The following is a 19364-nucleotide window of genomic DNA, read 5'->3' as shown; positions in this document are numbered from 1 at the left end:
GATAGTCGAAGAACTGCGCTGCGAGCCTCGCGAAAAGCTGGTGGCCGCTGTGGGACTCGAACCCACACGGGCGATGCCCGAGGCATTTTAAGTGCCTTCCGTCTACCGGTTCCGGCAAGCGGCCATCCGATCCCCCAGCCCAATAGCCCATGCCCGCGACTCATGCGAGCCGCGCGCGTCGGGCCCATCTCGGGCCTCCGGGAGCTGACGCGGCCACAAGGGCATGAAAACGCTGCGCTTTTTCGCAGACACGAGAAGATTTTAAGTCCCTTGCGTCTACCAATTCCGCCACGTCCGCATCGACGGTTCTGATAGCGCAGCGTGGCCGGACCGGCAAACGCCGAACGCTCGCAGCAGGGCAATCGCTCGAACTGGAGGGGAGTTTCGGCGCGGGAATTGCCGTGATTCATAGAGGGCCTCGACTCACTGAGGCCTTCGATGTCCAAGACCAGTCTTCTCGACCATTTTTCCGCCCTCGAGGACCCGCGCCAAGCGTGGAAGGTCGTCTACCCGTTGCCGGAAATCCTGCTGATCGTCCTGTGCGGGACGATGGCCGGGGCCGAGGATTTCTGCGAGATCGAGCGCTGGGCCAGGCAAAAGCTCGACTTTCTGCGGCGTCTCCTGCCCTTCGCGAAGGGCGTCCCCTCCCATGACGCGCTCAACGACGTGATGAACGCCCTGCCGGCCTCGCTCTTTGCCGAATGCTTCACCAATCGGGTCGAGAGCCTGCGCGAGAAGGAGCCCGACATTGTGGCGATCGACGGCAAGACCTCGCGCCGCGCGCATGGCAAGGACGGCTCGCCGCTGCATCTGGTCTCCGCCTGGGCCTCGCGCCAGCGCCTCGTGCTCGGTCAAGAGGCGGTCGACAAGAAGAGCAACGAGATCGTCGCCATTCTGAGCTCTCATGCGCCGCCATGCACCACGGCGGCCTTCATCCGACGCCGCTTCGTGGGGCCGCCTTTTCCAGCGACGTGCGCAAAGGAGGGCGCGACGGGATGGCGCGAGCCTTCGCCGGAATGCTCAGCATGGCGATGGTGCCGACGCCGACGCGCGAGCGGATTCGCAGCGCGCCGCCGTGCAGCGCCAGCAGCGAGCGCGCGATGGCGAGACCGAGCCCCGAGCCCTTCATGCCGTTCTCCATCACCGCCGTCGGCTGCTCGAAGGGGCGGCCGAGCTTCGGGATCGCCGCAGCGTCGATGCCGCAGCCCGTGTCCTCGACGAAAATCAGCATGGCGCGATAGGAGCGGCGCGCGCGCAGTCGCACGCATCCGCCCGCGCCGGTGAATTTCAGGCTGTTCGATACCAGAACGCCGATCGCCTTGACGATCGCGTCGTGATCGCCGCAGCAGCGCAACTCCTCGCCCGCGTCGACGATCAGCTCGATTCCCTTCGCTTCGGCGGCGCGTCGGGATCTCTCCGCCGTCGCCCGGGCGGCGCCGGAGAGATCGATCTCGCTCTCCTCGAGCCGCACGCGTCCGGCCTCGAGCCGCGACATGTCGAGAATATCCGTCAGCACGTCGAGCAGATAGCGGCCGCTCTGATGGATATGGCTGCAATACTCCACATATTTCGGCGAGCCGAGCGCGCCGAACACCTGCGCCTGCATCATCTCCGAAAAGCCGATGATGGCGTTGAGCGGCGTGCGCAGCTCGTGGCTCATATTGGCGAGGAATTGCGACTTGGCGAGATTGGCCGCCTCCGCCTCGCCTTTCTGCAGATGATATTGCTCGGCGAGCGTGGCGAGCTGCTGCGCCTGCGTCTCCAGAGTCTGCCGCGAGCGGATCAGATCGGCGACGCTGGCGGTGAGGCGGCGCTCGGAATCGATCAGCTTCTCCTGATTGCGCTTCAGCGCGGTGATGTCGGCGCCGACCGAGACGTAGCCGCCGTCCTTGGTGCGGCGCTCGTTGATCTGCAGCCAGCGGCCGTCGGCGAGCCGCGCCTCATAGGTGCGCTCGCTCGCCGAGGGCGCCGCATCGCCGACGATCTCGCTCTGTGCGAGCGGAGCGGCGCTCGACATGATGCGCGCATAGCTCGCGCCGGGCGTCGCGACATCGGCGGCGAGGCCGTGCAGACCGAGGAATTTCGAATTGCAGACGACGAGGCGATTATGCGCATCCCACAATACGAAGGCTTCGGAAATGGTCTCGATGGCGTCGCGCAGCCGCATGTCGGCGGCGGCGGCGCCCTCGGCGAGCGCGCGGTGCTCGGTGACGTCGACGGCGATGCCGACGAGACGCGAGCCGGCGCCGCCCTCCTCTTCGATCAGCTCGGCGCGCATCCGCAGCCATATCCATTCGCCGGAGGCGTCGGCGATACGGAACTGATGGTCGAAGGCGCCGTGCGAGGCGGCGGCCGCTTCGACCATATCGGCGAGGTCGCCGTCCTGCGCATGCAGGCGAAGCGCGATCTCGCCGAGGGACATGGGCCGGCGCTCGACCGGAAGGCCGAGCAATTCGAACATGGAGTCGGACCAATGGATGCGCCCGCGGGCGAGGTCGAACTCCCAGAGGCCGCAGCGTCCGCTGCCGAGCGCGGCGTCGACGCGCCGGCGCATCGCGGCATGGGCGCGCTCGGCGAGGGCGGCGCGGCGCGTCTGCCGGCGCAGCGCCAGCCCTGCCGCCGCGGTGACGGCGGCGGAGCAGGCCGCGACCGCGGCGCAGCGGATCGTCGAGCCGCGCCAATCGGCAAGGACGGCCTCGAAGGGGTGAATCACGGCGACCTGGCCGCCGCCGCCGAGATTGCGCACCGTCGCCAGAGCGCGGGCGCCGTCGGAAAGCGTGATCCGCATGACGCCGGCCTTTTCGGCGAATTCGGTCAGCAGTGGATGAGGGCCGAGCAGATCGGCGAGGGCGCTGCCGGTCGGCAGCGGCGCCGTCGCCGCGACGACGCGGCCGCTCGCGTCCGAGACGGCGACGCGCCGGCCGCGCGCGGTCGCATAGTCGGGCGGCGTCGGCGCCGCGCCGGCGCGCAGTTCCGCCTCGACGTCGCCGGCCGTGGCGCGGGCGAAAATCGCGAGATCGGCGGCCGCTTCGGTCAGCGCCTGCTCGTAGGAGGCTTCCGCGAGAACGGCGAGCAGCGCGCCGAGCGCGAGAACGCAGAATCCGGCCGCCGCCAGGGCGGCGCGCGGCCGCGGCAAGCGGCCTGCGCGCGCGCCGCCGGCGCCGCGGAAGCGCGCCCGCCTCGGCGTTTCGGCGTGAGTCGTCGCATCGGCCGCGTATGAGCGCGACATCGGTCGTCCCCGGCAGTTTGGCGAAGAGGAGAGAAAACGCGGCGCATCCCACTCCGAATCAACGCCATTCGAATCTGGCCGGGGAGGTTTGTCCAGAGCTTAAAAAGACGTAAACGCGCGACCGGACGCCGCTCGCGGTCACGCCCGCAAGGCGCAGGCAAGCCTCGCCGCGGGCCGCCCTTCTGCGGCGCCGGCGCCATGGCGAAAAGGCGTGGGAGCGCTTATGTTCGGGGCTGGCCCGCCCGTCCCGGAGACGCGTCATGTCGAAACATCTGCCGCCCTCGGCCGAGGAGCCGACGCCCGAGATCGAGATTCTGCCGCCCCCGCCACGCTCGGGAACACGCTCGCGAATCTGGATCGGCGGGACTCGGGGCGTGAAAGTCATCAAGGTCGGGCCTTTCGGCAGCCTGCTGCTGGCCCTGGCCTTCGCGGTGATTCTGGCGCTCGGCTTCATCTTTCTGACCAGCGCCTTTCTGGTGCTGCTTCCGGTCGTGCTGGCGCTCGCCGCGATCTCTTATCTCACCGGCGCCTCGGGCAATCCCTTCCGCCGGCTCCCTTGAATCCGGCGGCGGGCGTTGCGCGAACCTTCGATGAAGCGCCGAATCCCCTTCCTCTCCCGCGGGAGGGGGGAGGGCCGGGAAGGGCGCCGAGCCGATCACGCCGGCCATTTTCCCGCCGCCGCCAGCTCCCGCAGCGCCTGCGCGTCGCGGGGCGTGACGCCGGGATAGTCGGGCTCGGCCGTCGCCGGATCGAAATATTTCCATGAACGCGCGCATTTGACGCCCTCGGCGCGGCGCGGGACCACGGCGACGCCGGCGACATCGGGCAGGCGGAAGGCGTCGGCCGGGCCTTCGTCCGAACGAAGCGCGATATCCGACACGATGCAGACCTCTGCGAAATCCACGCCCGCGAGCGCCGCGCGCAGATCGGCGTCCGTCACATGGACGATCGGCGCCGCCTCGAGCGAGGAGCCGATGCGCTTTTGCGCGCGCTCGATCTCCAGCGCGCCGGTGACGACCGAGCGGATCGCGCGCAGCTTCTCCCATTTTTCGGCGAGCGCGGCGTCGCGCCAGGCGGCGGGCGGCTCGGGAAAGATCTCGAGATGCACGGAGACGGCGTCTGCATAGCGCGACAGCCACGCCTCCTCCGCGGTGAAGGCGAGGATCGGCGCGAGCCATGCGGTCACGGCGCGGAACAGCTCCTCCACCACGGTCAGCGCCGCCTTGCGCTTGGCGCTCGATGGCGGATCGCAATAGAGCGCATCCTTGCGAATGTCGAAATAGAAAGCCGACAGGTCGCTCGTCAGGAACGGCGTCAGCAGCGCGACCACTTTCTTGTAGTCGAAGGCGGCGTAAGCGTCGCCGACCTCCTCGCCGAGTTCCGACAGGCGATGCAGCACGAGCCGCTCGAGCTCCGGCAGGTCGGCGTGGGCGATTTTCTCCTCCGCGCGATAATGCGCGAGCGTGCCGAGCATCCAACGGATGGTGTTGCGCAGCTTGCGATAGTTGTCGGTGACGCTCTTCAGGATTTCCGGGCCGATGCGCTGATCGTCGCTGTAATCGACGCTCGCCACCCACAGGCGCAGAATATCGGCGCCCGCGTCTGCGATCACCTTCTGCGGCGCGACGACATTGCCTTTCGACTTCGACATCTTGTGGCCCTGCTCGTCGAGCGTGAAGCCATGGGTGAGCACGATGTCGTAAGGCGCGCGCCCGCGCGTGCCGCAGGATTCGAGCAGCGATGAATGGAACCAGCCGCGATGCTGGTCCGAGCCCTCGAGATAGAGCACCTCGTCCTCGCCGCCGTCGCGCTTGCGGCGAATGCCGGCGAGGCCGGGGAAATGCACCGGGTCCTCGAGCGTGAAGGCGTGCGTCGAGCCCGAGTCGAACCAGACGTCGAGCACGTCGTCGATCTTCTCGTAAGCGGCCGGGTCGTAGTCGGGCGCGAGGAAACGCTTCGCCGCCCCTTCTTCGTACCAGGCGTCTGCGCCTTCCGTCTCGAAGGCTTCGACGATGCGCGCGTTCACGCGCTCGTCGACGAGAATGTCGTGGCCGCCCTTCTTCACGAAGACGGCGATCGGCACGCCCCAGGCGCGCTGACGCGATACGACCCAATCCGGACGATTGGCGATCATGCCGCGGATGCGATTCTCGCCCGCCGCCGGAACCCATTGCGTGCGGGAGATTTCATCGAGCGCGATCGAGCGCAAAGTGGGCGCGTTCGCTCCAACGCCCTCATCCCGAGGAACCGGCGCAGCCGGCGTCTCGAAGGATGGGCCGCGGGGCGAACCCTTGCCCTTCGAGACGGCGCTCACAGGGTTCGACTGCGAGAACTTCTTGTCGAGCGCGATGAACCATTGCGGCGTGTTGCGGAAGATGACCGGCTTCTTCGAGCGCCACGAATGCGGATATTGATGCTTCAGCCGCCCGCGCGCGACGAGATTGCCGGCCGCGATCAGCGCCTGAATGACGGCGTCATTGGCGTCGCCCTTCTCGCCCTTCTCCGTCAGCACGCGCTTGCCGGGAAAGCCCGGCGCGTCGTCGGTGTAGAAGCCGTCGGCGTCGACCGTGTAAGGGATGCGCGCATCGATTCCGCGCTCGGCGAGCAGGCGCCCGCTCGCCATCCAGATGTCGAAGTCTTCGCGGCCATGGCCCGGCGCCGTATGGACGAAGCCCGTGCCCGTGTCGTCGGTGACATGGTCGCCGTCGAGCAGCGGAACAGCGAACTCATAGCCGAGACGGGCGAGCGGATGCGTGGCGACGAAGCCCGCGAGCTCCGCCGCGGGCGCGTCGCGCAGACGCTCGAAGCCTTCGACCTTCGCGGATTTGAACACGTCTGCGGCGAGCTTGTCGGCGAGGACATAAGTCGCGCCGACCTTCGCCCAATTGTCGTCCGGCGCCGCGGTCACGCGATAGAGGCCATAGGCGATCTTGTGCGAAAAAGAGATCGCGCGATTGCCGGGCAGCGTCCAGGGCGTCGTCGTCCAGACGACGACCGCGCCGGGACCGTCCTTCACCGGGAAGGCGACATGCACCGTGTCGCTCACATGGTCCTCGTATTCGACCTCCGCTTCCGCGAGCGCGGTCTTCTCGACGACGCTCCACATCACCGGCTTCGAGCCGCGATAGAGCAGGCCGTTCGCGGCGAATTTCATCAGCTCGCGGGCGATCTGCGCCTCGGCCGGGAAATTCATCGTCGCATAGGGATTGGCCCAGTCGCCGGCGACGCCGAGGCGCTTGAACTCCTCGCGCTGCACGGAGAGCCAATGCGCGGCGTAGGCGCGGCACTCCTGGCGGAAGGCGACGATCGCGGCCGGATCGGCGAAGTCCGGCTTCTTCTTGCCTTTGGCCCGATAATTCTCCTCCTCGATCTTCCATTCGATCGGCAGGCCGTGGCAGTCCCAGCCCGGCACGTAATTCGAATCCTTGCCGGCCATCTGGCGGCTGCGGGTCACGAGGTCCTTGAGGATCTTGTTCAGCGCATGGCCGATATGGATATTGCCGTTGGCGTAGGGCGGCCCGTCGTGCAGCACGAATTTCGGCAGGCCCTTCGCCGCCTCGCGCAGCTTGCCGTAGAGATCGATCTCTTCCCAGCGGGCGAGGATTTCCGGCTCGCGCTGGGGCAGGCCCGCGCGCATCGGAAAATCCGTCCGCGGGAGATAGAGGCTCTTGGAATAGTCGGGGCCTTTGTCTTGATCGTTTTTCTGATCGTTCATGGCGTCGGCAACCGGGAGCGGAGCGCGGACGTGCGGGTCGGCGCGGCGAATGGCGGAAGGGGAGGCGGAAACGCGCGATGTGGCGCTAAAAACCCCGGCGGCCGCGCGAGCCTCGAGCTCTAGCGCGGTCCGGGCCCATAATTCGAATGCTGCGGCGCAGGATCATGGTCGATATTTATCAGCCGAAGGCCGCGCCGCCTAGCGGAATATGGGGCGCGTTTCGTCCTCCCTCTCCCCGGCCGCGCAGAGCGCCCATTTCTGAAAATCCATTGAAAATTATCTAGAATCTCGCTGCGCCCGTCCTTCTCCCACGAGCGGGAAGGCGGCCCCGCGAAGAGGGCCGCCGCGGTTCGAGGGATGGGCGCTGGTTTTCGCGATGACTGCGGCGGGGAGACGCGCGTCGAGATCGGCGCTAAGTGGACCGTCCGTTCCGAGCCGAGAGGCGCGCCCATGACCCTCCCTCCCATCCGCTATGTCGAACCGGTCTTTCGTCCGCCGAGCGAAGCGGATTCGCTCATCCTGCCGGTGACCGACGGCTGCTCCTGGAACCGCTGCGGCTTCTGCGAAATGTACACAGATCCGCAGAAGCGCTTTCGTCCGCGCGACGAGGCCGAGGTCATGGAGAGCCTGCGGCGCTGCGGCGCGCATTATGGCGAGAGCGTGAAGCGTGTCTTCCTCGCCGACGGCGACGCCATGACGCTCTCGACGCGCCGCCTCGCGACGATCCTCACGGCGATCCGCCGCGATCTGCCGGGCGTGCGGCGCGTATCGAGCTATTGTCTGCCGCGCAATCTGCGCAAGAAGTCGGTCGATGAATTGCGCGAACTCGCGGCGCTCGGCCTCTCGCTCGTCTATGTCGGCGCCGAATCCGGCGACGACGAGGTTCTCGCGCGCGTCGACAAGGGCGAGACCTTCGAGACGATGCGCGAGGCTTTGGAGAAGCTCGGCGAAGCGGGGATCAAGCGCTCGGTGATGATCCTCAACGGGCTCGGGGGCCGCATCCTGTCGCGGCGACATGCGCTGAACTCCGCCGCGCTGATCAATGCCGCCCAGCCGGAGTTTCTGGCCACTCTGGTGGTGAGTTTTCCGAGAGGCGAGACGCGCTTTCGCGAAAAATTCGGCGAGTTCGAACCTCAGAGCGTGCTCGGCCTCATGGAGGAGATGGAGCTGTTCCTCTCCGCGCTCGAACTGAAACGCACGGTCTTTCGCAGTGATCATGCGTCGAACTGGCTGATCCTCAAAGGGACGCTCGGCGCGGACAAGCCGCGGCTGCTGCAGGAGCTGCGCGCGGCCATCGCTTCCCCCGAATCCGCGCCGTTGCGGCCGGCGTGGGCGCGGGGGCTTTGAGCGACTTTAATCAAAATATAATGAGACATGAGATATGAGTCTATCTCGGCGCTCGTCGAGCCGACGCTGTTGGCAACGGCTCCGCGGGAAAGCCGATTGCTTGCGAGCTCGACATCGGGTCGCGCGACGCCATGCGCCTCGCCGCGACCGACGCCGAAGCGTCGATCGAGCTCGCTGCGCAGCGTTGACGGGTCGTCGAGGACTTGGACGAATGCTCGAATTCGATTCTGGCGCCTGCTCGAAAGCGACCGAGTGTCTGCATGGTCTACAGCACAGCGTGCTCGAGAGTCTGGCGCGAGGAGAGCCGATCGGCGCGGCCATGGACAAGCTGTGCCGTCACGCGGAGCTCCTCGCTCCGGGGGTCGTCTGCTCCGTTCTGTCCGTCGATCGGAACGGTTTGCTGCACACACTCGCGGCTCCGAGTCTTCCGCACCATTATTCGGCCGCGATCGACGGTCTGGCGATCGGTCCCGACGTCGGCTCCTGCGGTTCCTGCGCCTATTTCGGCGAGCCGGTCGAAAGCGCCGACATCGCCGCGGATCCTCGCTGGATGGGGTTCACGGAGCTGGTTCTGCCGCTCGGCCTGCGTGCTTGCTGGTCATCGCCGATCCACGGCTCCGACGGCCGAGTGATCGGCACATTCGCCTTCTATTTTCCGACATGCCGGGGAGCGAGCGGGCTCGAGCGGACGATCGTCGACGCTTGCGTGCATCTCTGCGCCATCGCGCTGGAGAAGGAAGAGCGGAACGCCCGCATCCACCGGCTCGCCTTCTACGACTCGCTCACGGGCGCGGCCAATCGCGTCGGCTTCGAGCAAAAGGCGGAGCAAATCGTAGCGGCGGCGGTCTCGAAGGGGACGAGCGTCGCTCTCCATTGCATCGATCTCGACTACTTCAAAGAGATAAACGACGCCTTTGGTCATCGCGCCGGAGATCTTCTGCTGAAGATGGCGGCCGAGCGCATCTCGGCGCGATTGAAGTCCGACGATTTTTTTGCGCGCGTCGGAGGCGATGAATTCGTGATCGTGCAGGCCGACGTGGCGTCGAGAGCCGAAGCTCGAGAGTTCGCCCTGCGGCTGACCGACGCCATTGCCGAGCCCTTCGAGCTCGAGGATGCCGCGATGGCGATCGGCGCCAGCATCGGGATAGCCTTCGCGCCCGACGACGGCCTCGACCTCGCGACATTGATGAAGAAAGCGGACATCGCCATGTACGAAGCCAAAGCGAACGGTCGCGGCCGTTTGCGTTTCTTCGACGGCGAGATCGAGGCCCGCGTCGCCGCCGATCGGTTGATCAGGCTCGAGTTGAAGCAGGCCATCGCCGGCCATGAGTTCGATCTGCATTTCCAGCCGATCGTCGATCTCGCCATGGGGCATGTGTGCGGCTTCGAAGCGCTCATTCGCTGGCGGCATCCGCGTGACGGGCTCCGTTCGCCCGTGCAATTCCTCCCCGTCGCGGAAAAGGCGGGACTGATGAACGAGATCGGCGATTGGGTGCTGCGGGAGTCCTGCTCCCTCGCGACATGCTTGCCGCCCGCCACGCGCATCTGCGTCAATCTCTCGCCAACGCAGCTCGAGAAGCCGGGCTTCGCGCTCGATGTCGCAAAGGCGATCGCGTCGGCGGGATTGTCGCCGCTGCGGCTGGAGCTCGAGATCACCGAATCGTCGCTTCTGATCGAGAACGCCGCGACTCTGGCCTGCCTCGAAGACATCAGGAGAATGGGCGTGTCCATCGCCCTGGACGACTTCGGCACGGGCTGCTCGGCTCTGTCGCATCTGCGCGTCTTTCCGATCGATCGCATCAAGATCGACCGTTCCTTCGTGCAGGAAATCGTGGACCGGCCCGAGACGGCGGCGATCGTCCGGACGATCGTCGCTCTCGCCCGCGATCTCGGAGCCAAGACGACGGCGGAGGGCGTCGAGACGAAGGAGCAGCTGCGCATGCTGCGCCGCTTCGGCTGCGACGAAATTCAGGGCTATCTGGTCAGCGCTCCGAGGTCGATCGACGCCTTTCTGCGGCGAAACCTTTTTCCGGTCCCGCGCTCCCGGGCGGCGCCGGAGGCGGTGCGCCTGCGGAAAATGACGAGCTGAGCGTCGCGCCGCCGCCTCGGAGCGTTCCAGCTCCGAACGCGTTCTGTGATTGACGGCCCGCGGAAAACCCGCGTAGTACGCCCATGGCCTCCTCGATCGCTCCTCCGCAAGACGCCAAGCCTCTGTTCGCCTATCGGAAGTACTGGGCTCATCGGTTCGGCGTCGCGCCCTTTCTGCCCATGTCGCGGGCGGAGATGGAGGCGCTCGGCTGGGATTCTTGCGACATCGTCCTGGTGACGGGCGACGCTTATATCGATCATCCGAGCTTCGGCATGGCGATCGTCGGCCGGCTGCTCGAGGCGCAAGGGTTTCGCGTGGGGATCATCGCGCAGCCCGATTGGCGCGACGCCTCCGCATTCGGGGCGCTCGGCAAGCCCAATCTGTTCTTCGGCGTCACCAGCGGTAATATGGATTCGATGGTCAACCGCTATACGTCGGACCGTCGCCTGCGCCACAATGATTCTTATACGCCCGGCGGCGAGGGCGGCAGACGGCCGGATCGCGCCGTCATCGTCTATGCGCAGCGCTGCCGCGAGGCGTTTTCGGACGCGCCGATCGTGCTCGGCGGGATCGAGGCCTCGCTGCGACGCATCGCGCATTATGATTATTGGTCGGACAAGGTGCGTCGTTCGATCCTGCTCGACGCAAAGGCCGATCTGCTGCTCTACGGCAATGCCGAACGCGCGCTGGTCGAGGTCGCGCATCGCATCGCCAAGCGCGGGCTCGATCAGGACTTGTCCGATATTCGCGGGCTCGCTCTGCTGCGCGATGCGACGCCCGAAGGCTGGAGCGAAGCTTCGGCCGAGGATCTCGACAGTCCCGACGAAGGCCGCTCGCGGGCGCTGCGCGATGTCGTCATCCGTCTCCCCTCTCACGAGCATGTCGCGCGCGATCCGGAGGCCTATGCGCGCGCGTCGCGCGTGCTGCACAAGGAGAGCAATCCCGGCAATGCGCGCCCGCTGACGCAGCGCCATGGCGACAAGGACGTATGGCTGACCGCGCCGCCCATTCCGCTGACCACGACGGAAATGGACGGCGTCTATGACCTGCCCTTCGCGCGCGCGCCGCATCCGTCTTACCAAGGCGCGAAGATTCCGGCCTGGGAGATGATCCGCCATTCGGTGACGATCATGCGCGGCTGCTTCGGCGGCTGCTCCTTCTGCTCGATCACCGAGCACGAGGGCCGCATCATCCAATCGCGCTCAGAAGAGTCGATCCTGCGCGAGATCGAGATCATCCGCGACAAGACGGAAGGCTTCACCGGCATCATCTCCGACATCGGCGGGCCGACCGCGAACATGTATCGCCTGGCATGCCGCGACAAAGAGACGGAGGCGCTGTGCCGGCGGCCCTCCTGCGTCTATCCCGACATCTGCAAGAATCTCGACACGAGCCATGACGCCTTGATCCGGCTCTATCGCAAGGCGCGCGCGATTCCGGGCGTCAAGAAGGTGATGGTGGCCTCGGGCGTGCGCTATGATCTCGCGGTGAAGAGCCCGGCCTATATTCGTGAGCTGGTGGAGCATCATGTCGGCGGCTATCTGAAGATCGCGCCGGAGCACACCGAGAGCGGGCCGCTGTCGAAGATGATGAAGCCGGGCATCGGCTCTTACGACCGCTTCAAGCAATTGTTCGACGCTGCGGCGCGGGCGGCGAAGAAGGAATATTACCTCATCCCCTATTTCATCGCCGCGCATCCGGGCACGACCGACGAAGACATGATGAATCTCGCGCTGTGGCTGAAACGCAACAAATATCGCGCCGATCAGGTCCAGACCTTTTTGCCGTCGCCGATGGCGCTGTCGACGGCCATGTATCATTCGGGCTTCGATCCGCTGAAGCCGGTGCGGCGCGGCGCGTCGGAGCGGGTGGATGCGGTGAAAGGGCTGCGCCAGCGCCGCCTGCACAAGGCTTTCCTGCGCTATCACGATCCGGAAAACTGGCCGCTGCTGCGCGAGGCGCTGAAAGCGATGGGCCGCGCCGATCTGATCGGCCCCGGCAAGCATCAGCTGGTGCCCGGCTGGCAGCCCAAGGGCGCAGGCAAAACGGGCGAGGGACGGCGCTTCGAGCACAAGGACGCGCAGGCGGGAGCCCGCAAATTCCTGACGAAGGGCGTCGGCTAGAAGGCGCCGTCGCTTCCTATGGTGAGCCTGTAGATCGCCTTGCGTTCGCCATCGTGCGCTCGCGGGAACGAGACGAGAGGCGTCGCGCCGAGCTCGGCCAGGACATTGCTGTCCGCTTCTGAATAGACGACGAGGTCGGGGCCGAGCGTCTTCGCCGCCTCGCGCGCCCGCGCCGCCAGCTCTCGCGCGTCCTCGCGCGGCTCGGCGCGATAGTTCCAGGTCTCGAAGCGCGTCGCGCGGCCGGTCTGCAGATTGAAATAGGGCGCGCCGAGCCGCGCCGAGAGGTCGATGCCGTTCCATCCCGGATAGGCGCAGATCATCCGCCGATCGAGACCGTTGGATTTCAGCCATTGCGCCGCCATATCGCCGGAGGAGAAGGGCAGGGCGAGCGCTCCTGCCGAGAAGATCAGACCGGCGAAGGAGAGAACGCCGATCCAGGCGCGGGCGAGGACGTTGGGCTTCACGCCATGGTCTTCCGCGGCGATCCAGAGAAGCGCGACGAGCAGCAGCGTCCATAGGCCGACATGCCGGCCATAGGCGGGATAGACCAGCGTCGAAAGGGACATGACGAGGCAATAAAATCCGAGCCAGATCGCCGCCGAGCGCGGTCGCGCCGCGAGCGCCGCCACGCCGAGGACGGCGACGGCCGCGCCGAGCCACAGACTCGCCGGGGCATAGAGGCCGATTCCCCACTGACGCAAGCCCGGCAGAACCGACGCCGAGGCCCAATGCAGCGCCATCATCACATTCATCGGCACGGTCGGAAGCAGCGACATCGCCGGTCGCGCATCGGGCGCCGGCCACATGGTCGCGAGCGCCGCGACGCAGCCCGCCGTCCATAGGGCGACGCCGACCGAAAAACGCGCGTCGATCTTGGGCCAGCGGCTGCACGGCTCGCCGAGGAAAGGCGTCGCGACGAGGACCGCCGACAGCAGCAGGAGATGCACCGAGACATTGGCCATCAGCGCGAGGATCGCCCAGCGCCAGAAGCTCGCGCGTAGCGCCAGAAAGGCGAACAGAAGAAGGGCCCCGAGCCCATAGGAGCGCGCGATCACTCCATATTCGAACAGGAGAAAATAGCTCGTCAGCAGCGCGAGCCGAAGCCAGGGCCTGAAGGGCGCGTGAAACCAGACGATCCAGGCGGAGCCGAGCGCGATCGGCAGCTGGACGAGCTTCAGCGCGAAGAGCGAGGGCGCGACGAAGGCGGCTCCGCGCGCCAGCAGATGCCAGAGGGCCGGATGGCCCTCGTAATGCAGCGAAGCGAAGAGATCGGACAGGCGCGGCTGCGTCGCCAGAAGATAGGCCTGGGCTTCGTCACGCCAGGGGACATGGACGAAAATCAGATAGGCCTGAACGAGAACCACGAGGCCGGCGAGCGCCGTCGGAAGCGCCTCGACGCGGAGGGCGGCGCCGGGAGATCGTATGTCGCGCATGAAATCTCGCAAAAAAGGTCAGGAGCCTCGCTTCGAGATCGGCGCCTGAAACGAGAGCCCGGTGTCCCAGGGAAAGAAGATCCAGGTGTCCTGAGAGACCTCGGTGACGAAAGTGTCGACCATCGGCCGTCCCTGCGGCTTGGCGTAGACGGTGGCGAAATGGGCCTTGGGCAGCAGCGCGCGCACGACCTTGGCGGTCGCGCCGGTGTCGACGAGATCGTCGATGATCAGCACCTCCTCGCTCGGGCGCGAGAGGATCGTCTCCGACAAGGGTTTCAGCACGACGACGTCGCCGCGCTGGTTCTCCTCCTGGTAGCTCGCGACGCAGATCGTGTCGATGACGCGGACACCGAGCTCGCGGGCGACGACGCCCGCGGGGACCAGCCCGCCGCGCGTGACGGCGACGATCGCCGAAAAGCCGCCGATCGCGGACAGGCGCCAGGCGAGCGCGCGCGCGTCGCGGTGAAAGGCGTCCCAGGAGACGGGGAAGGACTTTTCGTCTGTCGGCGTCAACTCTTGCCCCCTCAGATCAATGTCCGCTCGCCGGAAAGGCGCGCGATCAGCGACCGCGCCTCCTGCGTCGCCTTCTCGAGCTCGGCGGCGTCGCGGCTGCGCAGCACGATCTGATTGCGCACGCCGGCGCTGGAGAAGGAGGGATAGGACCCCACGGTTACTTTCTCGTGCGCCTTGGCGATCGCCTCGAGCTCGGCGGCGTAGCGTCCCTCCGGAATGTCGTGGGCGTCGATCGTCGCGACCAGCACCTTGGCGCCTTTGACGATATGCCCGGCCGCCGCGTCCAGCATGGCCTGCATGATGACCGGCACGCCCGCCATCACGACGACATTGCCGATCATGAAGCCGGGGGCCTTGGAGATGGCGTTCTCGATCAGCGTCGCTCCGGCGGGAATGCGCGCCATGCGCCGCCGGGCGGGGTTGAGCTGCTCGAGCGGGATGCGCTCGAGGAGCATGGCGAGGGCGCGCTCGTCCTCGCCGATCTCGACGCCGAAGGCCTTGGCGACGGCGTCGGCGGTGATGTCGTCGTGAGTGGGGCCGATGCCGCCGGTGGTGAAGACATAGGTGTGGCGGCGCCGCAGCGCGTTCAGCGCGGCGACGATCTCCTCCTCGACATCCGGCACGACGCGGATCTCGCGCAGGTCGACGCCGATCTCGGCCAGATAGCGTGCGATGTAATGGGAGTTCTGGTCCTGGGTGCGGCCAGAGAGGATTTCGTCGCCGATGACGAGCACGGCGGCGGTTATGTCGGCGTTCTGCTCCATCCGGCCGCTCCGCTGTTTTCAGAAAGATTAGGACAGGCTGCCGGCGAACGCCAGCCGGCGGCGCAGGGCCGGCCGGCCTCGCCCATCCCGGGGATTGCGGCGGCGGAGCAGGAAGGTTAGACATTCGCCAGCTCGATCGGTGGAACACGTCAAATGCAATATGCCGTAATCAATCTCCTCTTCACGATCCTCGATCTCTATTGGTGGGTGGTCATCGCCATGGCGATCATGTCCTGGCTCATCGCCTTCGATGTGGTGAACACACGTTCCCAGGTCGTCTATTCGCTGTGGAACGCGCTCAACGCGCTGACCGAGCCGGTGCTGCGGCCGATTCGCAATGTGCTGCCGAGCCTCGGCGGATTGGACATTTCGCCGATCATCCTGCTGCTCGCGCTGCAATTCCTGCGCAATCTGATCGCCGGCGCGCTCGTCTCGGGGTGATATGGACGATCCGAAAGCCTGGAGCGTCGAAGGGGAGGGCGTGGCCCTCTGGGTCCGCCTCACGCCCAAGGGCGGGCGCGACGCGCTCGCAGGCGTCGAGACGCTCGCCGACGGCCGCGCCGTGCTGAAGGCGCGGGTGCGGGCGGCGCCGGAGGACGGGCGCGCCAACGAGGCGCTGGTCGAACTGATCGCGCAGGCGCTCGGAGCGCCACGGCGATCGGTGCAGATCGCCGCCGGCCATACGGCGCGGCTCAAGAAGCTGTTCATTGCGGGCGATCCCGCTTCCCTGGTCGCGGCGCTGGAGAAATCCGGCGCGACAAACGATGGTTGAGGCATGAGCAAGTCGAAGGTCGGAAACTTCTTCGAGGATTTTTCGCTGGGGCAGGTGATTCGCCACGCCGCCCCGCGCACGGTGACGACGGGCGACGTCGCGCTCTATACGGCGCTCTATCTGCCGCGCTTCGCCGTGCAGTCGTCCTCGGCCTTTGCGCAGCGGATCGGCTATCGCGAGGCGCCGATCGACGACATTCTCGTCTTCCATTTCGTGCTCGGGAAAACCGTGCCGGACGTCTCGCTGAACGCCATCGCCAATCTCGGCTATGCGGACTTCAAATTCCTCGCGCCCGTCTATCCCGGCGACACGCTGACGGCGACCTCCGAGGTCATCGGCCTCAAGGAGAACTCCAACAAGGAGACCGGGGTCGTCTATGTGCGCTCGACCGGCAAGAATCAGCATGGCGAGACCGTGCTCGACTACGCCCGCTGGGTGATGGTGAAGAAGCGGGACAAGAATGCGCCGGCCGGCCCGGAGGTCACGCCGAGTCTGCCGAAGAGCGTCGCGCCGGCCGATCTCGGCAAGGCGGTTCCGCGAATCGACGTCGCCGCCTATGACAAGGATCTGGCCGGATCGCCCTATTTCTGGGGCGATTATGAAGTCGGCGAGAAGATCGACCATATCGACGGAATGACCGTGGAGGAGGCCGAGCACCAGATCGCGACGCGCCTCTACCAGAACAATTCCAAGGTGCATTTCAACCAATATTACGAGGCGCAGGGCCGGTTCGGAAAGCGCATCATCTATGGCGGCCATGTGATCTCGCTGGCCCGCGCGCTGTCCTTCAACGGTCTCGAGAACGCTTTCCACATCGCGGCGGTCAACGGCGGGCGGCATGTCAATCCGCTGTTCGCCGGCGGCACGGTGTTCGCATGGTCGGAGGTGCTGGACAAGGCGGAGATTCCCGGCCGTTCGGACATCGGCGCGCTGCGTCTGCGCCTCGTCGCGACGAAGGACCATCCCCCCGCCGATTTCCCGCTCACCGGCCCCGACGGCAAGCCGCATCCGGCTGTGCTGCTCGATCTCGATTATTGGGCCGTGCTTCCGCGCTGAGCGAGGTGGGGCGTCGCCTCCGCCCCGCTCGAGCGAACCGATACCAGCCACGATCGGGCGCGACTCCTTCTCCCTAAGGGAGAAGGCGGCCTCGCGAAGCGAGGTCTGGGAAGCCCCTCACCCGGCCGCTCCGCGGCCACCCTCTCCCTTTGGGAGAGGGTTCACGCCCGTGCTTGTGAGATCGCCGTGGCGGCGTCGTCCAATTGCGGTCGCTGGAGCTTTCCCCGACAGCAGTGCGCTTGCTGAGCGGCCTCTTCACTCCTCGGGGACCTCGCGCACGGCGCCGCGTGCGGCGCTCGTCGTCATCGCCGCATAGGCGCGCAGCGCTTTCGAGACCTTGCGGGCGCGGGCGGCGGGCTTCCAGGCGTCCTTGCCGCGCGCCTCCTCCGCCGCGCGGCGGAGCGCGATCTCCTCGTCCGAGACGGCGAGGCGGATGGCGCGCGCCGGAATGTCGATCTCGATTCTGTCGCCTTCCTTCACCAGGCCGATGAGGCCGCCCTCGGCCGCTTCCGGCGAGACATGGCCGATGGAAAGGCCGGAGGTGCCGCCGGAGAAGCGGCCGTCGGTGATGAGCGCGCAAGCCTTGCCGAGGCCCTTCGATTTCAGATAGCTCGTCGGATAGAGCATCTCCTGCATGCCCGGCCCGCCGCGCGGCCCCTCATAGCGGATCACCACCACATCGCCCGCGACGATCTTGTTATCGAGGATCGCGCCGACCGCGGCGTCCTGGCTCTCGAACACGCGCGCCGGGCCGGCGAATTTCAAGATGGACTCGTCGACGCCCGCCGTCTTCACGATGCAGCCGTCCTGCGCCAGATTGCCGGTCAGCACGGCGAGGCCGCCGTCCTTGGAGAAGGCGTGCGCCGCCTCGCGCACGACGCCTTTCTCGCGATCGAGATCGAGCGCGTCGAAGCGGCGGTTCTGGCTGAACGCGGTCTGCGTCGGCACGCCGCCGGGCGCCGCGCGGAAGAAGGTCGAAACGCTCTCGCTGTTGGAGACGCGCACGTCGAAGCGCGCCAGCGCCTCGCCTAGCGTGCGGCTGTGCACGGTCGGCAGATCGGTATGCAGCAGGCCGGCCCGCGCCAGCTCGCCCAGAATGGCGTAGATGCCGCCGGCGCGATGCACATCCTCGAGATGCACGTCCGCGACGGAGGGCGCCACCTTGCACAGAACCGGCACGCGCCGCGACAGGCGGTCGATGTCGGCCATGGTGAAGGGAACCTCCGCTTCATGGGCCGCGGCGAGAATATGCAGCACGGTGTTGGTCGAGCCGCCCATGGCGATGTCGAGCGTCATGGCGTTCTCGAAGGACTCGAATGTCGCGATCGAGCGCGGCAGCACGCTCAAGTCGTCCTGCTCGTACCAGCGGCGCGCGAGGTCGACGACGAGATGTCCGGCCTCGACGAACAGGCGCTCGCGATCGGCATGCGTCGCCAGCGTCGTGCCATTGCCGGGCAGAGCGAAGCCCAGCGCCTCGGCGAGGCAGTTCATCGAATTGGCGGTGAACATGCCGGAGCAGGAGCCGCAGGTCGGGCAGGCCGAGCGCTCGATCGTCGCGACGTCGGAATCGCTCACGCGATCGTCGCCGGCCGCGACCATGGCGTCGACGAGATCGAGCGCATGGGCTTTGCCGGAGAGCACGACCTTGCCGGCCTCCATCGGCCCGCCGGAGACGAAGACGCTCGGAATATTCAGCCGCAGCGCGGCCATCAGCATGCCGGGGGTGATCTTGTCGCAATTGGAGATGCAGACGAGCGCGTCGGCGCAATGGGCGTTGCACATATATTCGACGCTGTCGGCGATGATCTCGCGCGAGGGCAGCGAATAGAGCATGCCGTCATGGCCCATGGCGATGCCGTCGTCGACGGCGATCGTGTCGAACTCCTTGGCGACGCCGCCGGCCTTCTCGATCTCGCGCGCGACGAGCTGGCCGAGATCCTTCAAATGCACATGGCCGGGCACGAATTGGGTGAAGGAATTGGCGACGGCGATGATCGGCTTGCCGAAGTCGTCGTCCTTCATGCCGGTCGCGCGCCAGAGGCCGCGGGCGCCCGCCATATTGCGTCCATGGGTGGTGGTGCGGGAGCGGAACGGCGGCATGGCGGCTCTCTTTTCGGGCGTTTTTTCTTTAGACCCGCTTCGACCGGTTGGGATCGGAAACGGATCTAGCTTTGCGTATCGAGCGAAATCTGGCCGCTCGAACGATTCCGTTCGAGTGGAAAGCGCTCCAGACCAGCGATGAACTATCCCAAGGAGCGGGAGCCCGCAACCGCCGTCCGCGACGGCGCGGCCCGAGCCGTGGCCGATGCGCGCGGCGCCGCAG

General features: G+C 66.7%; 13 protein-coding genes, 1 tRNA gene and 1 pseudogene. 8 read left to right on the top strand and 7 right to left on the bottom strand.

Annotated features, from left to right (window positions below; genetic code table 11):
- Positions 1 to 38: 38 nt before the first annotated feature.
- Positions 39 to 124, bottom strand: a tRNA-Leu gene (locus tag AC6IW9_RS19745).
- 314 nt (positions 125 to 438) lie between these two features.
- On the opposite strand from AC6IW9_RS19745, the pseudogene AC6IW9_RS19740 reads away from it, so the two are divergent.
- Positions 439 to 894: pseudogene (locus AC6IW9_RS19740) on the top strand (ISAs1 family transposase); the annotation flags it as partial.
- Between the two features lie 37 nt (positions 895 to 931).
- Here the strand turns inward: AC6IW9_RS19740 and AC6IW9_RS19735 are convergent.
- A complete protein-coding gene (locus AC6IW9_RS19735; protein WP_497766524.1) occupies positions 932 to 3229 on the bottom strand; it encodes a PAS domain-containing sensor histidine kinase in 2298 nt (765 codons plus the stop codon).
- 260 nt (positions 3230 to 3489) lie between these two features.
- On the opposite strand from AC6IW9_RS19735, the gene AC6IW9_RS19730 reads away from it, so the two are divergent.
- On the top strand, positions 3490 to 3789 hold the full coding sequence (locus AC6IW9_RS19730) for a hypothetical protein (RefSeq protein ID WP_497766522.1): 300 nt from the start codon (positions 3490 to 3492) through the stop codon (positions 3787 to 3789).
- A 95-nt stretch (positions 3790 to 3884) separates the two neighbouring features.
- Here the strand turns inward: AC6IW9_RS19730 and ileS are convergent, their stop codons facing one another.
- Positions 3885 to 6944, bottom strand: a complete 3060-nt coding sequence (ileS, locus tag AC6IW9_RS19725) for an isoleucine--tRNA ligase (RefSeq protein ID WP_497766520.1) — start codon at positions 6942 to 6944, stop codon at positions 3885 to 3887.
- Positions 6945 to 7301: 357 nt separating this feature from the next.
- On the opposite strand from ileS, the gene AC6IW9_RS19720 reads away from it, so the two are divergent.
- From AC6IW9_RS19720 to AC6IW9_RS19710, 3 genes are all read left to right on the top strand, one after another.
- Complete coding sequence (locus tag AC6IW9_RS19720; RefSeq protein ID WP_497766518.1) at positions 7302 to 8291, top strand: radical SAM protein; 990 nt, start codon at positions 7302 to 7304, stop codon at positions 8289 to 8291.
- Positions 8292 to 8502: 211 nt separating this feature from the next.
- Positions 8503 to 10380 (top strand): putative bifunctional diguanylate cyclase/phosphodiesterase, encoded by a 1878-nt coding sequence (locus AC6IW9_RS19715; RefSeq protein ID WP_497766516.1) that lies wholly within the window; start codon positions 8503 to 8505, stop codon positions 10378 to 10380.
- A 179-nt stretch (positions 10381 to 10559) separates the two neighbouring features.
- Positions 10560 to 12503, top strand: coding sequence for a YgiQ family radical SAM protein (locus tag AC6IW9_RS19710; RefSeq protein WP_497772566.1), 1944 nt, complete (start codon positions 10560 to 10562; stop codon positions 12501 to 12503).
- On the opposite strand, the gene AC6IW9_RS19705 is transcribed toward AC6IW9_RS19710, so the two are convergent.
- The 3 genes from AC6IW9_RS19705 to AC6IW9_RS19695 are packed head-to-tail and all read right to left on the bottom strand — an operon-like array spanning position 12500 to position 15213.
- Positions 12500 to 13936 carry a hypothetical protein gene (locus tag AC6IW9_RS19705; RefSeq protein ID WP_497766514.1) on the bottom strand — a complete coding sequence of 479 codons (1437 nt, stop codon included), beginning with the start codon at positions 13934 to 13936 and terminating at the stop codon, positions 12500 to 12502. The genes AC6IW9_RS19710 and AC6IW9_RS19705 overlap by 4 nt on opposite strands.
- 18 nt (positions 13937 to 13954) lie before the next feature.
- A complete protein-coding gene (gene gpt, locus AC6IW9_RS19700; RefSeq protein ID WP_497766512.1) occupies positions 13955 to 14449 on the bottom strand; it encodes a xanthine phosphoribosyltransferase in 495 nt (164 codons plus the stop codon).
- 11 nt (positions 14450 to 14460) lie between these two features.
- A complete protein-coding gene (locus tag AC6IW9_RS19695) occupies positions 14461 to 15213 on the bottom strand; it encodes a competence/damage-inducible protein A (protein WP_497766510.1) in 753 nt (250 codons plus the stop codon).
- A gap of 153 nt (positions 15214 to 15366) precedes the next feature.
- Between AC6IW9_RS19695 and AC6IW9_RS19690 the strand changes: the two genes are divergently transcribed.
- Genes AC6IW9_RS19690 through AC6IW9_RS19680 form a run of 3 tightly spaced genes read left to right on the top strand, consistent with a single transcriptional unit; the run spans position 15367 to position 17041 of the window.
- On the top strand, positions 15367 to 15654 hold the full coding sequence (locus AC6IW9_RS19690; RefSeq protein WP_497766508.1) for a YggT family protein: 288 nt from the start codon (positions 15367 to 15369) through the stop codon (positions 15652 to 15654).
- Position 15655: 1 nt separating this feature from the next.
- Positions 15656 to 15985, top strand: a complete 330-nt coding sequence (locus AC6IW9_RS19685) for a DUF167 family protein (protein ID WP_497766507.1) — start codon at positions 15656 to 15658, stop codon at positions 15983 to 15985.
- A 3-nt stretch (positions 15986 to 15988) separates the two neighbouring features.
- Complete coding sequence (locus tag AC6IW9_RS19680) at positions 15989 to 17041, top strand: MaoC family dehydratase (RefSeq protein ID WP_497766504.1); 1053 nt, start codon at positions 15989 to 15991, stop codon at positions 17039 to 17041.
- A 255-nt stretch (positions 17042 to 17296) separates the two neighbouring features.
- On the opposite strand, the gene ilvD is transcribed toward AC6IW9_RS19680, so the two are convergent.
- Positions 17297 to 19141 carry a dihydroxy-acid dehydratase gene (gene ilvD, locus AC6IW9_RS19675; protein WP_497766502.1) on the bottom strand — a complete coding sequence of 615 codons (1845 nt, stop codon included), beginning with the start codon at positions 19139 to 19141 and terminating at the stop codon, positions 17297 to 17299.
- Positions 19142 to 19364 lie beyond the last annotated feature (223 nt).

It is taken from the genome of Methylosinus sp. shoA, assembly GCF_059718125.1.
Note: the sequence above shows the minus strand (reverse complement) of the source record. Positions and strands in the feature narration are given on the sequence as shown.